This is a genomic window from Mesorhizobium sp. Primo-A, from assembly GCF_003997175.1.
GTDB lineage: Bacteria > Pseudomonadota > Alphaproteobacteria > Rhizobiales > Rhizobiaceae > Mesorhizobium > Mesorhizobium ciceri.
The window spans coordinates 1-19,992 of sequence record NZ_RZTG01000002.1 but is presented as its reverse complement, the minus strand read 5'-3'; the positions used below and the strand labels follow the sequence as shown (position 1 = coordinate 19,992).

General features: G+C 63.5%; 19 protein-coding genes and 1 tRNA gene. 9 read left to right on the top strand and 11 right to left on the bottom strand.

Features of this window, described 5'->3' with window-relative positions; all coding sequences use genetic code 11:
- Positions 1-6: 6 nt before the first annotated feature.
- From EOC83_RS02930 to EOC83_RS02910, 5 genes are all read right to left on the bottom strand, one after another.
- Positions 7-786 (bottom strand): SDR family oxidoreductase, encoded by a 780-nt coding sequence (locus EOC83_RS02930; protein ID WP_063169849.1) that lies wholly within the window; start codon positions 784-786, stop codon positions 7-9.
- Positions 779-1,669, bottom strand: coding sequence for an aldose 1-epimerase (locus EOC83_RS02925; RefSeq protein WP_063169848.1), 891 nt, complete (start codon positions 1,667-1,669; stop codon positions 779-781). Before EOC83_RS02925 ends, EOC83_RS02930 begins: the two co-directional genes overlap by 8 nt.
- 13 nt (positions 1,670-1,682) lie before the next feature.
- Positions 1,683-2,633: an L-arabinose ABC transporter permease AraH gene (araH, locus tag EOC83_RS02920; protein WP_063169847.1), complete on the bottom strand. Its 951-nt coding sequence runs from the start codon at positions 2,631-2,633 to the stop codon at positions 1,683-1,685.
- Between the two features lie 11 nt (positions 2,634-2,644).
- Complete coding sequence (gene araG, locus EOC83_RS02915; protein WP_027164219.1) at positions 2,645-4,156, bottom strand: L-arabinose ABC transporter ATP-binding protein AraG; 1,512 nt, start codon at positions 4,154-4,156, stop codon at positions 2,645-2,647.
- Positions 4,157-4,226: 70 nt separating this feature from the next.
- Positions 4,227-5,216 carry an arabinose ABC transporter substrate-binding protein gene (locus EOC83_RS02910; RefSeq protein WP_024501894.1) on the bottom strand — a complete coding sequence of 330 codons (990 nt, stop codon included), beginning with the start codon at positions 5,214-5,216 and terminating at the stop codon, positions 4,227-4,229.
- 257 nt (positions 5,217-5,473) lie between these two features.
- Between EOC83_RS02910 and EOC83_RS02905 the strand changes: the two genes are divergently transcribed.
- Positions 5,474-6,163, top strand: coding sequence for a FadR/GntR family transcriptional regulator (locus EOC83_RS02905; RefSeq protein ID WP_050596413.1), 690 nt, complete (start codon positions 5,474-5,476; stop codon positions 6,161-6,163).
- Positions 6,164-6,171: 8 nt separating this feature from the next.
- On the top strand, positions 6,172-7,320 hold the full coding sequence (gene dgoD, locus EOC83_RS02900) for a galactonate dehydratase (protein ID WP_024501895.1): 1,149 nt from the start codon (positions 6,172-6,174) through the stop codon (positions 7,318-7,320).
- 192 nt (positions 7,321-7,512) lie between these two features.
- Here the strand turns inward: dgoD and EOC83_RS02895 are convergent.
- Both EOC83_RS02895 and EOC83_RS02890 read right to left on the bottom strand, forming a co-directional pair.
- A tRNA-Ala gene (locus EOC83_RS02895) sits at positions 7,513-7,588 on the bottom strand.
- A 172-nt stretch (positions 7,589-7,760) separates the two neighbouring features.
- Positions 7,761-8,150, bottom strand: coding sequence for a TIGR02300 family protein (locus EOC83_RS02890; protein WP_013528180.1), 390 nt, complete (start codon positions 8,148-8,150; stop codon positions 7,761-7,763).
- Positions 8,151-8,356: 206 nt separating this feature from the next.
- Here EOC83_RS02890 and aroA point away from each other — a divergent pair, with 206 nt between their 5' ends.
- The 3 genes from aroA (at position 8,357) to rpsA (ending at position 12,340) form a co-directional block, all read left to right on the top strand.
- Positions 8,357-9,715: a 3-phosphoshikimate 1-carboxyvinyltransferase gene (aroA, locus tag EOC83_RS02885; RefSeq protein WP_013528181.1), complete on the top strand. Its 1,359-nt coding sequence runs from the start codon at positions 8,357-8,359 to the stop codon at positions 9,713-9,715.
- A 67-nt stretch (positions 9,716-9,782) separates the two neighbouring features.
- A complete protein-coding gene (gene cmk, locus EOC83_RS02880) occupies positions 9,783-10,427 on the top strand; it encodes a (d)CMP kinase (RefSeq protein ID WP_032898722.1) in 645 nt (214 codons plus the stop codon).
- A gap of 215 nt (positions 10,428-10,642) precedes the next feature.
- Complete coding sequence (gene rpsA / locus EOC83_RS02875) at positions 10,643-12,340, top strand: 30S ribosomal protein S1 (RefSeq protein ID WP_013528183.1); 1,698 nt, start codon at positions 10,643-10,645, stop codon at positions 12,338-12,340.
- Positions 12,341-12,437: 97 nt separating this feature from the next.
- Here the strand turns inward: rpsA and EOC83_RS02870 are convergent, their stop codons facing one another.
- From EOC83_RS02870 to EOC83_RS02855, 4 genes are all read right to left on the bottom strand, one after another.
- Positions 12,438-13,145 carry an SDR family NAD(P)-dependent oxidoreductase gene (locus EOC83_RS02870; protein ID WP_063169846.1) on the bottom strand — a complete coding sequence of 236 codons (708 nt, stop codon included), beginning with the start codon at positions 13,143-13,145 and terminating at the stop codon, positions 12,438-12,440.
- A gap of 169 nt (positions 13,146-13,314) precedes the next feature.
- Complete coding sequence (locus EOC83_RS02865) at positions 13,315-14,892, bottom strand: 5-guanidino-2-oxopentanoate decarboxylase (protein ID WP_063169845.1); 1,578 nt, start codon at positions 14,890-14,892, stop codon at positions 13,315-13,317.
- A complete protein-coding gene (locus EOC83_RS02860) occupies positions 14,889-15,536 on the bottom strand; it encodes a TetR family transcriptional regulator C-terminal domain-containing protein (protein ID WP_032809890.1) in 648 nt (215 codons plus the stop codon). The genes EOC83_RS02865 and EOC83_RS02860 overlap by 4 nt, the downstream gene beginning before the upstream one ends.
- Complete coding sequence (locus tag EOC83_RS02855; protein WP_024501898.1) at positions 15,533-16,405, bottom strand: dimethylarginine dimethylaminohydrolase family protein; 873 nt, start codon at positions 16,403-16,405, stop codon at positions 15,533-15,535. Before EOC83_RS02855 ends, EOC83_RS02860 begins: the two co-directional genes overlap by 4 nt.
- Positions 16,406-16,618: 213 nt before the next feature.
- Here EOC83_RS02855 and EOC83_RS02850 point away from each other — a divergent pair, with 213 nt between their 5' ends.
- From EOC83_RS02850 to EOC83_RS02835, 4 genes are all read left to right on the top strand, one after another.
- A complete protein-coding gene (locus tag EOC83_RS02850; protein ID WP_063169844.1) occupies positions 16,619-17,434 on the top strand; it encodes an ABC transporter ATP-binding protein in 816 nt (271 codons plus the stop codon).
- 53 nt (positions 17,435-17,487) lie between these two features.
- Positions 17,488-18,288 carry a transporter substrate-binding domain-containing protein gene (locus EOC83_RS02845; RefSeq protein WP_063169843.1) on the top strand — a complete coding sequence of 267 codons (801 nt, stop codon included), beginning with the start codon at positions 17,488-17,490 and terminating at the stop codon, positions 18,286-18,288.
- 155 nt (positions 18,289-18,443) lie between these two features.
- Positions 18,444-19,157, top strand: coding sequence for an ABC transporter permease (locus tag EOC83_RS02840; RefSeq protein WP_196815384.1), 714 nt, complete (start codon positions 18,444-18,446; stop codon positions 19,155-19,157).
- Positions 19,157-19,966: an ABC transporter permease gene (locus EOC83_RS02835; RefSeq protein WP_013528191.1), complete on the top strand. Its 810-nt coding sequence runs from the start codon at positions 19,157-19,159 to the stop codon at positions 19,964-19,966. The genes EOC83_RS02840 and EOC83_RS02835 overlap by 1 nt, the downstream gene beginning before the upstream one ends.
- The last annotated feature ends 26 nt before the right edge of the window (positions 19,967-19,992 follow it).

Here is a 19,992-nt window from a genome sequence, read left to right as displayed (position 1 = left end):
CGGAATTCAGGCTGGATGCTGGAGCTGGCTCAGCCCACCATCTACGACGAGCGTGGCCGCATTCATGAACGGGCACTCGTCGGAAATCATGAACACCGCAGCCAGCGCAATCTCGCGCGCCGTGGCGATGCGGCCGCCAGGATGTAGCGCCATGGTGTTGGCGCGTGCTGTGGCCGGATCGGCAAAGCTGTTCCAGTAGTCAATCGCCTTCTGGGTTTCGACATAGCCGGGCGCCAGCGCGTTCACGCGCACCCCTTGCGCCGCATATTCGAGCGCCAGCGATTTGGTCAGGCCGAGCAGCGCGTGCTTGGCGACCGGATAGGGAAAGGTGTGTGGGATGATGGTGAAGCTGTGCGTCGAGGCGATGTTGAGGATGGCGCCGCCGCCGCTCGCGATCATGCCCGGCAACACCGCCTTGCTGCAATTCCAAGCGCCCTTGACGTTGACGTCGAAGTTGCGGTTCCATTCCTCCTCGGTCGCCTCGAGCGGCGTCGAGAACACATTGATCCCGGCATTGTTGATCAGCGCGTTTATGGGGCCGATCTCGGCGGCCGCTTGGCTGACGGCAGCGGCAATTGCGGCACCGTCGCTGATGTCGGCTGCCGCATGCCCGACATGGCCGCGCGGCACGGCGAGGCCCGCGACGGTCTTGTCCAGCAGTGCGCCGTCGCGGTCGACCAGGAACAGTCTTGCGCCTTCGGCAAGGCAGGCCTCGGCGATCGCCAGCCCGATGCCTTGCGCGGCGCCGGTCAGGAAGATGCGTTTGCCGGAAAGGCGCTCAGCCATGGTTGTCGCTCCAGTCGAAGACGGTCATTGCGAATCTTGCTCTGAGAACCTCGCCGGGGGAAAGTACCTTGATCCCCATTGGGTCGGCATCGAAATGCTTCAACGCATTTGGGGTATGGCTCATCGGCTCCAGGCAGAAGAAGCTTCGGTCCGTGTCCGGCGCAAAGAGCATGTAGCGGTCGAGCTCCGCGTCCGCCTCGATGTCGATCCCCAGACAGTGCTCCGGCCAGATGATGCGCGCGATGCCGCTCCACCCTTCGAAGCCATTGTTCAGCCAACGGTCGGGCAAATGGCGCGGCGTTGAGAAATCGACATCGGCGGCAATGGCGCTCCTGGACGCTGGAAGGTGCCCGTCGCGCTCTGTCCACCAGGTTTCGGCCGGCGCAAACAAGGTCGTCCGCGGCGTGCGCGGAAAGAATGGATGGAAACCGAGGCCGAATGGCAGTGGAATGACGCCGGTATTTTCGACGGCAAGCCGGAGTTCCAGCCGCGCGCCGGCGAGCCGGAACGACTGTCGCGCATGGTAGACATAGGGCGAGTCGACGCCGCGCGGATGATCGAAGGCCAAATGGAGGCGGTCGACGCGATGCTCCTCGACCTTCCAGTTCGCCTGCCAGCCGTCACCGTGAATATAGAAAGGATCAGTCGTGTTGGGCGCCAGCGTGAAGTTTTGACCGCCGCAGGAAAACGCATTGCCCTCGACGCGATTGCCGATCGGCACCATCGGAAAGCAAGCGCAGTGCACAACGTCGAACTCGGCCTCGCCTTGGTAGGGACGCAGGAATGGCACCCCGTCGGCCGTATGGCCGTTGACGATTGCGCTGCCAGAGGGGCTGATCTCGACGCACAGCCGATTGCTTTCCAGTAGTATTCCAGCCGACATGCCCTGCCCCGAGTCAACGCCGGCCCAAAGCCGACGAGCGCAGATTGTCGAGCAGCACGGCCAGCAGCAAAATAACGCCGCGCACGATGTACTGGTAAAAGGCCGGGATGTTGAGCAGGTTCATGGCGTTCTCGGCGATGCCCATGATCAGCACGCCGACGATGACGCCCGACATGGTGGCGCGGCCGCCGGCAAGCGAGACGCCGCCGAGCACGCAGGCCGAGATGACCGAGAGTTCCAGTCCGACCGCCGCGTTGGGCTGGCCCGAGGTGATGCGCGACGCCAGCAGGATGCCGGCGATGCCGCAGACGACGCCTTGCAGCGCAAAAATCCAGATGCGCGTCCGGTCGACATTGACGCCGGCAAGGCGCGAAGCCTCCGGATTGCCGCCGATGGCCAATGTGTTCTTGCCGAAGACGGTGCGGTTGAGGACGAAGCCGAAGATGAAAAACAGGATGGCGAGCACCCAGACCGGCGTCGGAATGCCGAGCAGTTTGGACAGCGCGAGCTGGTAGAAATCCGGGCTGTTGATGCCGACGGCGCGGCCGTCGGACGCAATCAGCGCAAACCCGCGCACGATCTGCATGGTGGCCAGCGTCGTGATCAGCGCGTTGATGCGGAATTTGGCGATGACGACGCCATTGATGAAGCCGACGAAGGCGCCGCTGGCAATTGCCGCCAAGAGGCCAAGCAGGATCGAGCCGGTGTAATTCGACGCCATCACAGCGACCATGCCGGCAAAGGCGACGATGGAGCCGACCGACAGGTCGAAGTCGCGTGCGGCAAGGCAGAACATCATGGTGCAGGCGACGATACCGACGGTGACCACCGACTGCAGCAGGCCGAGCATATTGCGGTCGGTGAGGAAATTCGGCACCAGAGCCGAGACCAGCGCGAAGGCGACGACAAAGATGACGACGAGGCCCTGTTCGCCGAGCAGGATTTTTTTCAACTGGTCGGTCATGCCAAAAGTCCTCAAGATGCGATCGCGTCGGGGGTTTTCTGATCGGGGAGAGCGGCGGCCAGGATCGCCCTTTCGGCGAACTGGTCGCGGGTGAGCTCGGCGCTGACGCGGCCGCCGCACATCACCAGAATGCGATCGCAGATGCCCATCACCTCCGGCAGTTCGGACGAGACGACAACGATCGCCATGCCGTCCTGCGCAAGCTGGTAGAGCAGTTCATAGATTTCCGATTTGGCACCGACGTCGATGCCGCGCGTCGGCTCGTCGACAATGAGAACCCGCACCCCTTGTTCGGACAGCCAGCGGCCAAGAATGACCTTCTGCTGGTTGCCGCCGGAGAGGTTGATGATGTCCTGCTTGCGCGACGGCGTGCGCACCTTGAGCTTCTTGATGAAGGTTTCGGCGGTGGCGATCTCGCTGGCGCGGTTCAACACGCCGAAGCGCGTGTGATGGCGCCGCGACGAGATGTTGATGTTCTCCTCGACCGAGCGGCCCTGGATGATGCCGTCATGCTTGCGATCCTCCGAACACAGCACGATGCCGGCCCGGATCGTACCACGCGGATCGGTGGCAGGGACCAGCTTGCCATCGACGGTGATGGTGCCGCCCGAGCGCGGATCGGCGCCATAGACCAGACGCATCAGTTCCGAGCGCCCGGCGCCGATCAGGCCGAAGAAGCCGACGATCTCGCCTGCCCTCGCCTCGAAACTGGCCGGCGTCTTCAGTTTGGGGCCGCTGAGAGCGTCGACCTTCAGGCGGACATCGCCCGTTTTTCGTGCGCGAAAACCCCAGATATCCGAAATCTCGCGGCCGACCATTTCGGCGACGACCTGGTCGCGGGTGACGCCTTTCAGCGACGCATGGTGCGCCGCCAGCTTGCCGTCGCGCAGCACGGTCAGGCTGTCGCAGAGCCGGAACACTTCGTCGAGCCTGTGCGAGACGTAGATGATGACCTTGCCCTCGCCGCGCAGGCGGTCGATCAGGGCAAACAGGATTTCGCTTTCGCGCGAGGACAGCGACGAGGTCGGTTCGTCCAGCGCGATAACGCGTGCGTCGAGCATGATCGCCTTGGCGATCTCGACCATCTGGCGTTCGCCGATGGACAGCGTCTTGACCTTGCGGCGCATGTCGATGTCGATGCCGGCCGATTTCAGCTTGGCGCCGACGTCGTCCAGCATCCGGCGGCCGGCGATGATGCCGGCGTTGGCAGGGAAACGACCGAGGCTGAGATTTTCGGCAACGGTGAGTTCAGGAACCAGCTGCAGTTCCTGATGAATGACGATGACGCCATTGTCGAAGGCATCCCGGGTCGACGTATAGGCCTGAACCCTGCCGTCGATGCGGATCTCGCCCTGATCGGCATGCTGGTCGCCGGACAGTATCTTGATCAGGGTGGATTTGCCGGCGCCGTTCTCGCCCATCAGCCCATGCACGGCGCCTTTGTCGACGCCGAACGAGACGTCCGACAGCGCTTTGACGCCCGGATAGGTCTTGGTGATGTGCGAGAAGTCGAGAAAGGACACGGGCAGCGATCCTCTTGTGGAATGGCAAACAGGCGGCGGGATGAGCCGCCGCCTGTTTGTACAGGGAGGATTATTCGATGCCGAGGCCCTGGCGGACCTTCTGGTAGTCGTCGCGCTTGGCGAGTGCACCGGAAGTCAGGATCAGCTTCTCCGGCTCCTTGTTGCTGGCAACCCAGTCATACATGTTGAGCGCCGTTTCGTAGCCATGACGCTTCGGCGAGATGATCACGGTGCCGACGAAGCCGGTGGCCGTCGGCTTCTTGAACTCGTTGATCGCCGAATCCGCGCCGCCAATGCCAACGCCGATCACGCTATCAGCGGGGATGCCGACGCTTTCGGAGGCACGCACCGCACCCAGCACCGCTTCGTCGTTGAGGCCGAAAGAAACCCACTTCTTGATCTCGGCATGGGCGTTGAGCACGACGGTCGCCGCATTGAGGGCAGCTTCCGTATCGGTCTTGGCCTGAGGGGCGTCAAAAATGTTCTCGGCCTTGAAGCCGTTTGCCTTGAGCACCGAGATGGCGCCTTCGACGCGGTCGACGGCGGTCGGCAGTTGGTCATAGGAGACGCGGATGGCGCCGACCTCGTCGGCCTTCCAGCCGCGCGCCTTCATCTCGTCGACGATCGCCTGGCCGACCGCCTCGCCGATCTTGGTTGCCGAGATGCCCATATGCGGCACGTCTTCCAGCGCCTTGCCGTCGGCGCCGACCAGGCGGTCATCGACAGTCATCAGCTTGAGATTGTTGGCGGCGGCCTTGGCGACGATGCCGGGGCCGAGCTTCACGTCGGGCGTGCAGACGATGAAACCCTGCGCGCCCTGGGCGCCGAGATTGTCGATGGCCGACATCAGCTTCTCACCGTCTTCGGCGCCGATCTTGACCAGGGTAAAGCCCTTTTCCTTGGCGGCCTGATCAGCAAACTTCCATTCGTCCTGGAACCACGGCTCCTCGGGCTGTTTGACGATGAAGCCGATCTTGGTGTCCTGAGCATATGCAGCGATGGTCGTGACGGACAGCACGGCAAGCGCGCCCGCGACGAGCGCGGTCTTCAAAAGTCGCATGATTACCTCCCAGCGATAGACCGGGCGCTCAGCCCGGATGCCGGAGTCTCTAATCGCTTTTATCATACTCGTCAATTGATCTGGTATGATAATTAATGTACATGCTCTGACCAGCGATCGCTGGCGCAATTGATCCGCATCCGTTAAGGCCGGACCGGTTGTGCGAAACCAGCGGTTCGCCGCCTTGGAGGAGGGCTGAGGTGACCGGGACTTTGAAGAAACCGCAAGGCGACACAGCCACTCGCCGCCCGCGCGTTATGCCCGACGTGACCAAGGCGATTGCCTCGGACATCTTTTCCGGGCGCTATCCGGCCGGCTCCTCACTGCCGACCGAAAACGAGCTCGGCGTCGAATACAGCGTCAGCCGCACCGTCATCCGTGAGGCCCTGAAAGTGTTGGCGGCAAAAGGGCTGGTGCTGTCGCGGCCACGCGTCGGCACGATCGTCTGCAACGAGGACGACTGGAACATCATCGACCCGCAGGTGCTGGCCTGGCACGCGCCGCATGCACTGGACGACAAGCTCTTCGACGCCATTCTTGAGACTCGCCGGGCCATCGAGCCGCTGGTTGCCGAACTCGCCGCCACGCGCGCGACGCTGCAGGAAATCGCCGATCTCGAAGCCACCTGGCGCGGCATGGCCGGCGCCGGCGAGGATCTCGCCGCCTTCTCGCGCAGTGACATCGCTTTCCACCAGATCGTCTATGCCGCGAGCCATAACCCGATCTTTCGCCAGATCGGCAATCTCATCGACACCGGGCTGAAATTCTCGCTGGAGGCGACGGCGGTGATTTCGCTCGACCGGCGCATGGAGGCCGTGGCGGCGCACCGCGAGGTGGTCGAGGCGCTGCGTATGCGCAATGCCGATGCCGCGCGTGGCGCGGCAAACAAGATCCTCGACCTCGCGGCGCGCGACCTCGTCAGCGCCAAGAAACTCAAGAGCAACTGAGACTGCGCATGAAAATCATCTCGCTCACCACCTACATCGTTCCGCCGCGCTGGCTGTTCCTGAAGATCGAAACCGATGCCGGCGTCACCGGCTGGGGCGAGCCGGTGGTCGAAGGCCGGGCGCTGACCGTCGAGGCGGCGGTCAAGGAGCTTGGCGATTATCTCATCGGCAAGGATCCGCGCCTGATCGAGGACCACTGGACGGTGATGCACCGCGGCGGTTTCTACCGCGGCGGCCCGATCCTGATGAGCGCCATTGCCGGCATCGACCAGGCACTGTGGGACATCAAGGGCAAGGCGCTCGGCGTGCCCGTGCACGAACTGCTCGGCGGCAAGCTGCGCGACTCGATCAAGGTCTATTCCTGGATCGGCGGCGACCGCCCGGCGGAGGTCGCGGCCGGCGCCAGGGAAATGGTTGCGCGCGGTTTCCTGGCGCTCAAGATGAACGGTACCGAAGAACTGCAGATCGTCGACAGCCATGACAAGATCGACGCCGCTGTCGAACGCGTCGCCATGGTGCGCGAGGCCGTCGGGCCCAACATCGGCATCGCTGTCGATTTTCATGGCCGCGTGCACCGGCCGATGGCGCGTGCGCTCGTCAAGGAACTCGAACCCTATAGGCTGATGTTCATCGAGGAGCCGGTGCTCAGCGAAAACCGCGAGGCGCTGAAGGAGATCGCCGCGCTTGGCTCGACACCGATCGCGCTCGGAGAGCGGCTCTATAGCCGCTGGGACTTCAAGTCCGTGTTCGAGGAAGGCGTCGTCGACATCATCCAGCCCGACCTGTCGCATGCCGGCGGCATCACAGAATGCCGCAAGATCGCGGCGATGGCGGAAGCCTATGATGTCGCGGTCGCGCCGCATTGCCCGCTCGGGCCGATCGCGCTTGCCGCGTGCCTGCAGCTCGACGCGGTCAGCTACAACTGCTTCATCCAGGAGCAGAGCCTCGGCATCCACTACAACGCCGCCAACGACCTGCTCGACTATGCCGCCAACAAGGATGTCTTCCGCTACGAGGATGGTTATGTCGCCATTCCCGACGGCCCGGGCCTGGGTGTCGAGATCGACGAGGATTATGTCAAGGAACGCGCCAGGGAAGGCCACCGCTGGCGCAACCCGATCTGGCGCCACAAGGACGGTTCCTTCGCCGAGTGGTGATCCGGGCTGGCTTTCAGACTTCAAGCACTCCAGGAATAATGAAGACTTTGTCCGGCGAGCAGTTGCTCTCGAGAAATGGCTCGTTCGTTCGGTTTGATCGAGGGGCTTTCAGCGGCGTTGTCAAATTGACCATCAAACGCAGATGACCGCAGTGCGGCACATTCATCGGCTGCGAATTGCAGAGGGACTGTTTGGTGGAGCCAATCGGGATCGAACCGACGACCTCTTGAATGCCATTCAAGCGCTCTCCCAACTGAGCTATGGCCCCACTTCCGGCAGTCAACCGGCGCCGTTTCCGGCGAAGAGATCCGGCGCGGGTTGGAGACCGCGCCGTTAGTGCAGGCGGCTTCTAACCCCGCCTTTCTCAGATATCAAGCCTTCGAGAGCCGCTTTTTCTTCACAGACCACGAAAGCCCGCAAACGCCCGCTTTCAAGGCCGATCAGACCTCGTCGTCGTCGTCGCCAACGCCGATCATGTCGGCAACGTCGTCATCTTCTTCCTCTTCGTCGGCGAGGAAGGTGTCGTCCTCGTCGTCGCCGAGATCGACGTCGTCCTCATCGTCGCCAAGATCCGGCAGGTCGTCGCCCTTGACGTCCTCGTCGGCCTCTTCGAGCGAGACGACCTCAACGCCTTCTTCTTCCTCGGCGTCCACTTCCTTCTCGGCCACTTCCTCTTCCTCCTCGAGAGCGGCAATCTTGCCTTCCTCGAAATAGGAACGCGGATAGGTCTTGCCGGTGTAGGGCGAGACGATCGGGTCCTTGTTCAGGTCGTAGAATTTTCGGCCCGTCTCCGGGTCGATACGTTTTGTGCCAAGTTCGGTTTTTGCCACGGCAAGCCTCGTCAATAAAAGAGTGGTCCCCTTAACCACAGTTTGCAGCGCTGTCAAAGCGAAAAGCCGGCGTCACAAAACCATGCATTGAAAGGCCTCGCGTGAAGTGACGACCATGGGGATGACCATTTCGGCCCACCGTGGTACGAGACCGCCGCAACAAATGAAAAGCGCCGGCCCGCCGGCATTCCGTCCAGGGAAATTCCATGTCTCACGCCGCCGCCCCCAAGCCGGCCACCGCCCGCCAATCCCCAGCCCTTTCCGGCATCGCGCGCGTGCCGGGCGACAAGTCGATCTCGCACCGTTCCTTCATGTTCGGCGGCCTCGCCTCCGGCGAGACCCGCATCACTGGCCTGCTCGAAGGCGAGGACGTGATGCGCACGGGTGCCGCCATGAAGGCAATGGGCGCGCATATCGAGAAGAACGGCGACGAGTGGGTGATCCGCGGCACCGGCAACGGCGCGCTGCTGCAGCCGGAAGGCCCGCTCGATTTCGGCAATGCCGGCACCGGCTCGCGGCTGACCATGGGCCTTGTCGGCACCTATGACATGGAGACGACCTTCATCGGCGATGCCTCGCTGTCGGGCCGGCCGATGGGCCGTGTGCTGGAACCCTTGCGCCAGATGGGCGTGCAGGTGCTGAAGGCGACGCCGGGCGACCGCATGCCGATCACACTGCATGGACCCAAGCATGCCGCACCGATCACCTATCGCGTGCCGATGGCCTCGGCGCAGGTGAAGTCCGCAGTGCTGCTCGCCGGCCTCAACACGCCCGGCATCACCACGGTGATCGAGCCGGTGATGACACGCGACCACACCGAAAAGATGCTGAAGGGGTTTGGCGCCAATCTGTCGGTCGAAACCGACGAGCGTGGCGTGCGCCACATCTTCATCGAAGGCCAGGGCAAGCTGACCGGCCAGACCATCGCCGTGCCGGGCGACCCGTCCTCGGCCGGCTTCCCGCTGGTGGCCGCCCTGATCGTGCCGGGTTCGGACATCACGATCGAAAACGTACTGATGAACCCGACCCGCACCGGCCTGCTTTTGACGCTGCAGGAGATGGGCGGCAACATCGACATCCTCAACCCACGCAATGCCGGCGGCGAGGATGTCGCCGACCTGCGGGTACGTTACTCCGAGCTCAAGGGCGTCATCGTGCCGCCCGAGCGGGCGCCGTCGATGATCGACGAGTATCCGGTGCTGGCGGTCGCTGCGAGCTTCGCCGAGGGCGAAACGCTGATGCAGGGGCTGGAGGAGTTGCGGGTGAAGGAATCCGACCGGCTGTCGGCCGTCGCCAACGGGCTGACGCTCAACGGCGTCGACTGCACCGAGGGCGAAGCTTCGCTTGCCGTGCGCGGCAAACCGGGCGGCAAGGGCCTTGGCGGCCATCCCAACGGCAAGGACACCACCGTGCAGACCCACCTCGACCACCGCATCGCCATGAGCTTTCTGGTCATGGGGCTGGCGACGGAAAAGCCGGTGACCATTGACGACGCCGCCATGATCGCGACCAGCTTTCCGGAGTTCATGGGGCTGATGACGGCGCTGGGCGCGGAGATCGGGTGACGGTCGTGGCAACCAATAGCCTTGGTACGTTGGCAGGCCAGCGCCCAACCCTTTCGGCGGTCTGCCAATGACACACGTCTTCACCATCGCCATCGACGGCCCCGCCGGCGCCGGCAAGGGCACCCTCGCCCGCCGGCTGGCCGACCACTACCGCCTCAACCTGCTCGACACCGGCCTCACCTACCGTGCCGTGGCCTATGCGCTCATCCAGCACGCGCTGCCGCTCGACAATGTCTCGGCGGCTGAAACCGCTGCCCGCCAGGTCGATCTGGCAAAGCTCGACCGGACGGTCTTGTCGGCGCATGCGGTCGGCGAGGCGGCCTCCAAGGTCGCGGTGTACCCGACCGTGCGGCGCATCCTCGTCGAAAAGCAGCGCGACTTCGCCAAGACGCCGCCGGGTGCGGTGCTCGACGGGCGCGACATCGGCACCGTGGTGTGCCCCGACGCCGACATCAAACTCTATGTGACGGCGAGCGCCGAGGTGCGAGCACAGCGCCGGCTGGCCGAGATCGAGAGCATCGGCGGGACCGCTGATTTTACCGAGATCCTCGCCGATATCATGCGCCGCGACCAGCGCGACATGGGCCGTGCCGACTCACCTTTGAAGCCGGCCGCCGACGCGCACTTGCTTGATACCAGCGAAATGGCTATAGAAGCCGCGTTTCTTGCAGCCATGGCGATCATCGATGACGTCTTGGCCAAGAGAGACTAGGTCTGATCCGGGTTTTTCCCTCGTCTTTCCGTTGTCGGAGGCGAAGAAAATACCCATATCGGGCACGAACCAGCCTGCCAGCATTCTTCATGCGCCGGAATTGCCGCTTAAAGAGCGGCCCAGGGCTTTTGTAGCCCGGAACGCCGGCAGGCCAACGCAACGCTAACCCACGGCGCCCGTCCCGCTTCCAGATGCGGGGCACTCCAGGAGAAACAATGTCAGCTGCAAATCCCACTCGCGATGATTTCGCGAGCCTGCTCGAAGAATCATTTACAACAGGCCATTCCGGCGAAGGCCAGGTCGTCAAGGGCACGATCACCGCGATCGAAAAGGACATGGCCATCATCGACGTCGGCCTCAAGGTCGAAGGCCGCGTGCCGCTGAAGGAATTTGGCGTCAAGGGCAAGGACACTACCCTCAAGGTTGGTGACACCGTCGAAGTCTATGTCGAGCGCATTGAAAACGCGCTTGGCGAAGCGATGCTTTCCCGTGAGAAGGCCCGTCGCGAAGAGAGCTGGGTCCGTCTCGAAGAGAAGTTCACCAAGGGTGAGCGCGTCGAAGGCGTCATCTTCAACCAGGTCAAGGGCGGCTTCACGGTCGACCTCGACGGCGCCGTGGCCTTCCTGCCGCGCAGCCAGGTCGATATCCGCCCGATCCGCGACGTCTCCCCGCTGATGCACAACCCGCAGCCCTTCGAGATCCTCAAGATGGATCGCCGCCGCGGCAACATCGTGGTGTCTCGCCGTACCGTGCTCGAAGAGAGCCGCGCCGAACAGCGTTCGGAAATCGTGCAGAACCTCGAAGAAGGCCAGGTTGTCGAAGGCGTCGTCAAGAACATCACCGATTACGGTGCGTTCGTCGACCTCGGCGGCATCGACGGCCTGCTGCATGTCACCGACATGGCATGGCGCCGCGTCAACCATCCGACCGAAATCCTCAACATCGGTCAGACGGTCAAGGTGCAGATCATCCGCATCAACCAGGAAACCCACCGTATCTCGCTCGGCATGAAGCAGCTCGAGAGCGATCCGTGGTCCGAGATCGGCACCAAGTTCCCGATCGGCAAGAAGATCAAGGGCACCGTCACCAACATCACCGACTACGGCGCGTTCGTCGAGCTGGAGCCGGGCATCGAGGGTCTCATCCACGTTTCGGAAATGTCGTGGACGAAGAAGAACGTGCATCCAGGCAAGATCCTGTCGACGACCCAGGAAGTCGACGTGGTGGTGCTCGAAGTCGATCCGGCCAAGCGCCGCATCTCGCTCGGCCTCAAGCAGACGCTCGAGAATCCGTGGCAGGCTTTCGCCTCTAGCCATCCGGTCGGCAGCCAGGTCGAGGGCGAGGTCAAGAACAAGACCGAGTTCGGCCTGTTCATCGGCCTCGAAGGCGACGTGGACGGCATGGTGCACCTTTCCGACCTCGACTGGACCCGTCCGGGCGAGCAGGTCATCGAAGAGTACAATCGCGGCGACATGGTCAAGGCGCAGGTGCTCGACGTCGACATCGACAAGGAGCGCATCTCGCTCGGCATCAAGCAGCTGGCCAAGGATACGGTCGGCGAAGCGGCGACTTCAGGCGAACTGCGCAAGAACGCGGTCGTCACCTGCGAAGTCATCGGCGTCAAGGATGGCGGTCTGGAAGTGCGGCTGGTCGACAGCGGTATCGAAACCTTCATCAAGCGCTCCGACCTGAGCCGTGACCGCGACGAGCAGCGCCCCGAGCGCTTCACCGTCGGCCAGAAGGTCGATGCCCGCGTCATCGCCTTCGACAAGAAGACCCGCAAGCTGCAGGTCTCGATCAAGGCGCTGGAAATCGCCGAAGAGAAGGAAGCGGTCGCTCAGTACGGCTCGACCGACTCCGGCGCTTCGCTGGGCGACATCCTGGGTGCCGCGCTGAAGAAGCAGGGCAGCTAAGTCTTCGCACCGCGAAGCCTTCGCACAGGCTCCAAAACAAAACCCCGCCGGAGCGATCCGGCGGGGTTTTTTTTTGACCTAGGTAAAGGTTGGAAAGTTACGCCCTGCCGTAAAGCGGCACCAGCGTGCCGCTCATCGCCTGATTGGCCGGCGAGGCGAGATAGGCGATGGCCTCGGCGGCGGCTTCGAGGCTGACCCATCTTGTGACATCGGCATCCGGCATATCGGCGCGGTTTGCCGGCGTATCTAGCGTCGACGGCGCCACGGCATTGACCAGGATGCCCTTGTGCTTCAGCTCTTCGGCCATCGCCACCGTCATGGCTGCCACCGCCGCCTTGCTGGCGGCGTAAGCGACCATGCCGGCGCCGCGCCGCGGATCGAGCCCGGCGCGCGCGGTGACGTTGACGATGCGGCCCGCCGTGTCCGACGACAGCATCGAGCGGATCGCGGCGCGGCAGCACAGGAAGGCGGTGCGCGCATTGGTGTCCATCATCTCGGCAAAGGACGCCGACTCGATCTTTTCAACAGGCGCCGAGGTGAAGCCGCCAGCCAGATGGATCGAGCCCCAAAGGCCCGGAACCTGGCTATAGAACGCTTCGACCTTCGCGGGGTCCGAGAGATCGACGTTGTGCACCAGCTGGACACGGTCATGCGAGGTTAAGGGGAAATGCGTAGGGGCGGCGGCATGAGCATTGGGCACATGGCAGATCGCGCCGTCGCTCAGCAGTTTGCCGACAACCGCACCGCCGAGCGCACCGGTCCCACCAGTCACGACGATATGCTTGCCTTCAAGTGTTTCCGTCATCTTGGACGCTCCTGTCATTTTTTTATCGTTAGGTCATTTCTGTGCCGCCGACGCGAAGCGTCGCGCCTTTTGCGCCATCACTCAATTGACATCTCGACATGGCAGTTGTCGCGTCTTTGCATGCGTCCGACACTTCAGCCGTGGCCCGCCAAAACGGGAAACCCGCGCTTCAGTCAACTGTGATTTCGATGACGCGCGGCAGTCCGGTGGCCCGGGCGCGCTTCAGCGCGTCCGCGAGAGCGTCGATATCGGCAAGCCGTTCGGCGCCGATGCCATAAGCCTCGGCCAGCTTGCAGAAATCCGGCGGCGCCGGCGATACGCCAACCGGCTCGACGCCGACATCGAGCATCGAGGTTTCGATCTCGCGGTAGCCTCTGTTGTTCCAGACGACGAAGATGACCGGTACCCGCGCGTCGAGCGCGGCGCCCAGTTCCGGCAGCGTGAACTGGAAGCCGCCGTCACCCGTGAGGCAGACGACCGGCGCATCGGGTATCGCAAGGGCCGCGCCAATTGCGGCCGGCGGGCCGTAGCCAAGCGCGCCGAAGCCGGTGGCGGCATTGAACCAACCGCCTGGCCGATCATGGTCGTAATAGAGGTTGGCCGCATAGATCGGCTGCGTCGAATCGCCGACGATGAGCGCGCCCGGCAAAGCGTCGCGGATCATCTCGACGGCGCGCATCTGCCCCTGCAGTGTCGGATTGAGCTCGGCAAAGGCTGCTTTGCGTGTAGTAGCGGCGCGCGACGAACCGCCCTCGCTTGCCCGGACATGGCGGGTTTCCAGAAGCAGTGCTTCGAGCGCCTCGGCGCAATCGGCCTGGATCGAAACCGTCGCCGGGCGGCGGGCAAGCTGGTCCGCGCCGATATCGATGCGGATCAGGTTGGCGGGCAGGACGAAGCCGCCATCGCTGTAGCCGTCATAGTCGGTCGGGCCGAATTCGGTGCCGGCGGCAATCACCAGGTCGGCGTCGGCCATCAGCGCCCGTACTGTCTTCAGGCTGGGACTGGCCGGCACGCAAAGCGGATGACCATGCAGCAGGCCGCGCGCATTGGTGGTCTGGACGACCGGCGCCCCCAGCCGTTCGGCCAGACGCCGCAGTGGCGCTTCGGCGCGTTTGGCGCCGCCGCCGACCAGGATCAGCGGGCGGCGCGCTGCACTGATGAGTTTGGCCGCGTTGGCAATTGCGACACCTTCCGGCACGGGCGGCGTCACATTGCTCAGCATGGCAGCGATGCCATCCGCCGGCTTGACCATGACGTCGGTCGGGATCTCGATATGCACCGGGCCGGGCCGGGCCGATGAAAACAGGGCGAAGGCCTGCGCCAGCGCGCCGGGCAATTCGCCAGCCTCGGTAACGCGCTGCGAAAACAGCGCCACCTTCTCCATCATGCCGCGCTGATCCGGCAATTCGTGCAGATGGCCCAGCCCCTTGCCCAGCGTCGGCGTGGCGTTGACGCCTGAGATCACCAGCATCGGCACCGAATCGGCACGTGCCTGCCCCATGGCGGTGATGGTGTTGGTCAGCCCCGGTCCGGTGATGACGAAGGCGACGCCCGGTCTGCCGCTGGCGCGTGCGTAGCCATCGGCCATGAAGCCGGCGCCCTGTTCGTGACGCGGTGTGACGTGGCGGATCTTGGAGCGCGCTAGCCCGCGGTAGAGTTCTACCGTGTGGACGCCGGGAATCCCGAAGACCGTGTCGACGCCATGGGCTTCGAGCAGCGAAATGAGCGCTTCGCCGAGTGTCGTCATTGGTTTTCCTCCCCTTCCGGCGCGAGGCCTAGTTCGGCCTCGACGGCCTTGATGCCGATCGCCGCCAATTCGCCGGGCGAGAACATCTCGCCGGCCAGGCAGCCTTCGATCCAGAGTCCGTCGATGATCGCATTAATCGCGATGGCATGGTGGCGCAATTGGCTTGCGTCCGATTTGCGCCGTTCGGCGGCGAGCACCTCGGCCACAACCGCTTCCACCTCATTGCGAAAACCAAGGTAGCCTTCGCGGTGGGCGTGGGCCAAGGTCGGATCCGCTCTGGCGCGGCCGATGAAGGTTGCCCAGAGCGAAAACACCCGCGCGTCGATAATCGGCGCATTGAGGTTGGCGGTGACGAAAGCCGCAAGGCGCTGGCGAGGCGAGGCATTCTCCATGACCAAAGCCGCTTTCGCCTGCTCGGTCATGCGGCCCATCAGCGCTGCATAGGCTTCCTGCAGCAATTCTTCCTTGCCGGGAAAATAGTGCCGGATCAGCCCGGCGGTGACGCCGGCACGCAATGCGATGGTGCGCAAGGTGGCGCCCTGCAGGCCATGTTCCGCCACACTGTCCAGAGTGGCCTCGATCAGATCCTGCCGCCGCCGCTCCTCGCCCTCGCGACGGAACCTGCGGCGGGATGGCATATTCATTGGCGCAGGATCGGTCGCGTCAGGCATGTCGGCCCGCCCTCGCAGGCGATGCAGAGCGCATCCGCCTCGAAGATTTCGACCGTGCAGCCGGCGGCTTCCATCGCGGCTTTGGTCTTTGGAAAGCCTGCGACGGCAATGATCTTGTGTGGGCTGGTCGGCAGCACGTTCAGGCTAAGGCCGTTGGAAGCCGCGAACTCTTCGGCGTCGCCTTCGACCAGCCGGATGTTACGCGCCTTCAGCATCTGATAGAATGGGGCCGGCAAAAGCGGTGAATGGACCAATGCGAGGTCGTCGGCCAGCGGGCTGATCACCGACATCAGATGCAGGCACGCTTCTTCGCCTTGCCACAGCGGAAGATCAAAGCCGTAGACGGAAACGCCCAGCGGCGTCAGCAGGTTGGAAACCTGCTGGATGCCTTCCTGGTTGGAGCGGACACCGCGCCCGATCACCAGCGTACGGGCATCGAGCCATACGCAATCACCGCCTTCGACCTGGCCAGGAACCTCGACGCGGCCCAGGATTGGAATGCCCAGCCTTCGGTAGGTTTCCTCATGCAGCGAGGGCTCCCTGGCGCGCAACGGCTTGCCCATGGACAGAATCAGCGCGCCGCGATCGGTCATCAGCGACGGGTCGTGCGTGAACACCGAGTCCGAAAGTCCATCCGCCGTGTCCTCGATCCATTCGATTTCGGCACCGGAAGCCGCCACCAGTTCAGCAAGGAGCGCGTGCTGCGATGCCGCTTTCGCCGGATTGAATCCGGGGCCATAGTGCCAGGCAGCCCTGTCGGCATTGCGCATGGCGTTGGCCGCCGACCGCATCAGCACGCGGCGCAGCGGCGCCGCCATGGACTGTGATCCGAAAGCGCTCATCGAAGTCCTTTTTCGCTGAAAAAAATCGAGAAAATTTCATGGAAGGCTATTTATACACTTGCACAACAAGCTCGCAAGTGCCGTAATAAGCAGGATTGACGGGCTCTCGCCGTTGGGTCCATGCTGAAGTCTGGAGCGGGGCAGTACAGCGTATATGTTAATTAGCCGGATACACGTTCGACGAACCGCAGCCGACCCGATAGAGGTCACCCGGTGAGCGTGGTGGAAGCTGCCGCAGTCCGATCCGGCAAGGCGCAGGACGGCGCCGCCGAAGCCATCCATGTCGAGAACCTGCACAAGAAGTTCGGTGAGCTGCATGTGCTGAAGGGCGTCTCGCTGTCGGCGCGCGACGGCGAGGTCATCGCCATCATCGGCGGCTCGGGCTCCGGCAAATCGACCCTGCTGCGCTGCATCAACTGCCTGGAAAACCCGACCAGCGGCATCATTCGCGTCAATGGCGAGGAGATCAAGCTCAAGGCCGACAGCCACGGCCACACCATTCCGGCCGACCGCAAGCAGATCGAGCGCATCCGCTCCAAGCTCGGCATGGTGTTCCAAAACTTCAACCTGTGGAGCCACATGACGCTGATCGAAAACGTCATCGAGGTTCCGGTGCATGTGCTTGGCGTCAAGCGCGATGTGGCGATCGGCGAGGCCGAGAGGCTGCTCGCCCGTGTCGGTCTGGCTGAAAAGCGCGACGTCTATCCGGCCTATCTGTCGGGCGGCCAGCAGCAGCGCGCCGCGATCGCCCGGGCGCTGGCCATCAATCCGCGCGTCATGCTGTTCGACGAGCCCACCTCCGCGCTCGATCCCGAACTGGTCGGCGAGGTGCTGAAGGTGATCGGCGACCTGGCGCGCGAAGGCCGCACCATGGTGCTGGTCACCCACGAGATGAAGTTCGCCCGCGAGGTCGCGACCCATGTCGTCTACCTCTACAACGGGCTGGTCGAGGAAGAAGGGCCGCCGGAGCAGATCTTCGGCGCACCGAAATCCGAAAGGCTGAAGCAGTTCATCCGCAACATCGGCTAGGCAAGCCGGGACGGAAGAAAACCGGGAACCAACAACAAACTGGGAGTCATGAAATGAAGACCGTTCTGAAGACATTTGCCGCAGCGCTGCTGCTCGGCGTCGCCGCCATGGGCGTGGCCAAGGCCGATCCGGTCAAGATCGGCGTCGCCGCCGAGCCTTATCCGCCCTTCACCTCGCCCGATGCTTCGGGCAAATGGATCGGCTGGGAGATCGACTTCATCGACGCCGTCTGCGCCGAGGAGAAGCTCGATTGCGTCATCACCCCGGTTGCCTGGGACGGCATCATCCCGGCTCTGACGACCAAGAAGATCGACCTCATCGTCTCCTCGATGTCGATCACCGCCGAACGCGCGAAGACGATCGATTTCTCGGACAAGTACTATAACACGCCGACCGCGATCATCGGCCCGAAGGACCAGAAATTCGGCTCCGCTCCGGACGACCTCAAGGGCAAGATCGTCGGCGTGCAAGTGTCGACGGTGCACGCTGTCTATGCCAAGAAGCACTTTGGCAGCACAGCCTCCGAGATCAAGGAATACCAGACCCAGGACGAGGCCAACAACGATCTGGCCGCCGGCCGTCTCGACGCGGTGCAGGCCGATTCCATCGCGCTTGGCGAATTCCTCAAATCCGACCAGGGCAAAGCCTGCTGCGACCTGAAGGGCATGGTCGCTCCCGATGACGAAGTGCTCGGACCGGGCGTCGGCGCCGGCGTGCGCAAGGAAGACACCGACCTGAAGGGCAAAATCAACGCCGGCATCAAGGCGATCCGCGCCAACGGCAAATATGACGAGATCTCGAAGAAATACTTCGATTTCGACATTTACGGCGGCGGCGGCGCGCAGTCGAACTGACGATCCTCGTATGAGCTGTGGGGTGTGGCGTCGCGCCATGCCCCACCTGCTCGATCTTTCCCAGGCATGTTTGCCGCCGACGCAGCCGTCGGCGGTTAGTCAGCACTTCGGGGGCGACGCTGATCGACGCACTTCTTTCGGCCTCCGCGGCCGGCATCACCGAGCTTCTCTCGCCCTACCCGCCAGGCTGGGGCGGGGCGCTTCTGGTTGGGCTGCTGCATTCGATCGAGATCGCGCTGGGCGCCACGTGCCTCGGCCTTCTGATCGGCACCGGCGGCGCCTATGGCAAGCTTTATGGCGGGCCGGTGGTGCGCGATCTCCTGGCGGTTTACACCACCATCGTGCGCGCCGTGCCCGAACTGGTGCTGATCCTGCTGCTCTATTACGCCGGCACCGACCTGATCAATCAGGCGCTGACGGCCATGGGTTATCAGCGCGTCGACGTGAGCGGCCTTGCCGCCGGCATCGCCGTGCTCGGCTTCGTCCAGGGCGCCTATTCGACAGAGGTGATACGCGGCGCGATCCTGGCCATTCCGCAGGGCCAGATCGAAGCCGCCCGCGCCTATGGAATGTCTCCGGGCCTGATGTTGCGGCGCATCACCTTGCCGTCAATGCTGCCCTTCGCTATTCCGGGCCTCGCCAATCTCTGGCTGATCGCCACCAAGGACACCGCGCTATTGGCTGTTGTCGGCTTCTACGAGCTGGCGCTGGCAACGCGGCAGGCAGCGGGCGTCACCAAGGCCTATTTCACCTTCTTTTTCGCGGCGGGCGTGCTCTATCTGCTTTTGTCGCTGTTTTCCAACCTCGTTATCGGCCGGGTCGAGACCTGGTCGCGGCGCGGCATGCCTTCGCTCAAGGAGGCGCGCTGATGGCCAACGAGGCGACCATCATCGACGTCGTCGCGCGAACGTCGCTGTGGCTGCAGCCGCACCGCATCGTGCTGATCCTGATCGCACTGGGCCTTGTTCTGTCGGCCGCCTTTTTCATGCGCTGGGACTGGCTGCCGCAATATTATGAAATGGGCTTGATCGGCCTCTGGCGCTCGCTGTGGATCCTGGCCGTCACCTGCGTGCTGGGCTTCCTGCTGGCCGTCCCGCTTGGCCTGGCGCAGGCTGCCGGCTCGTTCTGGTTCGCCGCACCCGCCAAGGTGTTCTGCACGGTGATCCGGGGCACGCCGCTGCTGATCCAGCTCTGGCTGCTCTATTACGGCCTGGGTTCGCTGTTCCCGCAATATCCGTGGATCCGCGAATCCTGGATGTGGCCATATCTGCGGCAAGCCTGGCCCTATGGCGTGCTGGCGCTGACCCTGTCGTTCGCCGGTTATGAGGGCGAGGTGATGCGCGGCGCCTTCGCCGGCGTGCCCAAGGGGCAACTCGAAGCCGCCCGCGCCTTCGGCATGAGCCGCTGGAAGGCGTTCCGGCGGATCTGGCTGCCGCAAGCCATCTACCGGGCGCTGCCGACGCTGACCGGCGAGACCGTGCTGCAATTGAAGTCGACGCCGCTGGTGGCGACGATCAGCGTCATCGACATCTTCGCCGTTTCGTCCAAAGTACGGCAGGACACCTACCTCACCTACGAGCCCTTGCTGCTGCTGGCGCTGATCTACATGACGATAACCGGCATTCTGGTCTTCGCCTTCAGCAGGATAGAGGCCAGGATCCCGAACAAGATTGGTTAGAGGGGAGTAGGGGAGTAGGGGAGTAG

What these genes read in the sequence shown, in the direction of transcription:
- EOC83_RS02855 (WP_024501898.1), bottom strand. Translation starts at nt 16,405, where the DNA reads ATGAGCGCTTTCGGATCACAGTCCATGGCGGCGCCGCTGCGCCGCGTG.
- EOC83_RS02905 (WP_050596413.1), top strand. Translation starts at nt 5,474, where the DNA reads ATGCCCGACGTGACCAAGGCGATTGCCTCGGACATCTTTTCCGGGCGC.
- cmk (WP_032898722.1), top strand. Translation starts at nt 9,783, where the DNA reads ATGACACACGTCTTCACCATCGCCATCGACGGCCCCGCCGGCGCCGGC.
- EOC83_RS02910 (WP_024501894.1), bottom strand. Translation starts at nt 5,216, where the DNA reads ATGCGACTTTTGAAGACCGCGCTCGTCGCGGGCGCGCTTGCCGTGCTG.
- EOC83_RS02865 (WP_063169845.1), bottom strand. Translation starts at nt 14,892, where the DNA reads ATGACGACACTCGGCGAAGCGCTCATTTCGCTGCTCGAAGCCCATGGC.
- EOC83_RS02930 (WP_063169849.1), bottom strand. Translation starts at nt 786, where the DNA reads ATGGCTGAGCGCCTTTCCGGCAAACGCATCTTCCTGACCGGCGCCGCG.
- EOC83_RS02835 (WP_013528191.1), top strand. Translation starts at nt 19,157, where the DNA reads ATGGCCAACGAGGCGACCATCATCGACGTCGTCGCGCGAACGTCGCTG.
- rpsA (WP_013528183.1), top strand. Translation starts at nt 10,643, where the DNA reads ATGTCAGCTGCAAATCCCACTCGCGATGATTTCGCGAGCCTGCTCGAA.
- EOC83_RS02925 (WP_063169848.1), bottom strand. Translation starts at nt 1,669, where the DNA reads ATGTCGGCTGGAATACTACTGGAAAGCAATCGGCTGTGCGTCGAGATC.
- EOC83_RS02860 (WP_032809890.1), bottom strand. Translation starts at nt 15,536, where the DNA reads ATGAATATGCCATCCCGCCGCAGGTTCCGTCGCGAGGGCGAGGAGCGG.
- EOC83_RS02870 (WP_063169846.1), bottom strand. Translation starts at nt 13,145, where the DNA reads ATGACGGAAACACTTGAAGGCAAGCATATCGTCGTGACTGGTGGGACC.
- aroA (WP_013528181.1), top strand. Translation starts at nt 8,357, where the DNA reads ATGTCTCACGCCGCCGCCCCCAAGCCGGCCACCGCCCGCCAATCCCCA.
- araH (WP_063169847.1), bottom strand. Translation starts at nt 2,633, where the DNA reads ATGACCGACCAGTTGAAAAAAATCCTGCTCGGCGAACAGGGCCTCGTC.
- EOC83_RS02845 (WP_063169843.1), top strand. Translation starts at nt 17,488, where the DNA reads ATGAAGACCGTTCTGAAGACATTTGCCGCAGCGCTGCTGCTCGGCGTC.
- dgoD (WP_024501895.1), top strand. Translation starts at nt 6,172, where the DNA reads ATGAAAATCATCTCGCTCACCACCTACATCGTTCCGCCGCGCTGGCTG.